The 647-nt window shown below is 69.2% G+C and carries 1 protein-coding gene; it reads left to right on the forward strand.

What is annotated here, in order from left to right:
- Positions 1-15: 15 nt before the first annotated feature.
- Positions 16-647, forward strand: a 632-nt coding sequence (locus tag ACRX5W_RS33280; protein WP_436792130.1) for a response regulator, incomplete at its 3' end; no start/stop codon positions are given.

Here is a 647-nt window from a genome sequence, read left to right on the forward strand (position 1 = left end):
AGAGATGAGCCTGCCATGACGCCGATTCGCGTGTTCCTGCTCGACGACCACGAGGTGGTCCGACGCGGCCTGTCCGACCTGCTCGGTGCCGAGCCGGACATCGAGGTCGTGGGTGACTCCGCCTCCGCGCAGGAAGCCATCCGCCGTATCCCCGCGCTCAACCCGGACGTCGCGATCCTCGACGGGCGCCTGCCGGACGGCAGCGGTATCGACGTGTGCCGGGAGGTCCGCTCGCGGTTCCCGCACATCCAGGCGCTGATCTTGACGTCGTACGACGACGAGGACGCGCTGTTCGCCGCGATCATGGCCGGCGCCGCCGGGTACGTGCTGAAGCAGATCCGCGGGACCGACCTCATCGACGGGGTGCGGCGGGTGGCGGCGGGGCAGTCGCTGCTCGACCCGGTGATCACCTCCCGTGTCCTGGACCGGGTCCGCAACGGCACCGCGGTCGACCCGCGCCTGGCGGGTCTCAGCGACCGTGAACGCGAGGTGCTCGGTTTCGTCACCCAGGGCCTGACGAACCGTCAGATCGCGGAGAAGATGCAACTCGCGGAGAAGACGGTCAAGAACTACGTGTCCGCGCTGCTGGGCAAGCTCGGCCTCGAACGGCGCGTGCAGGCAGCCGTGTTCGCCACCGAACTGAACCG

The sequence above is a fragment of the Yinghuangia sp. YIM S10712 genome, from assembly GCF_051388935.1.
GTDB lineage: Bacteria > Actinomycetota > Actinomycetes > Streptomycetales > Streptomycetaceae > Yinghuangia.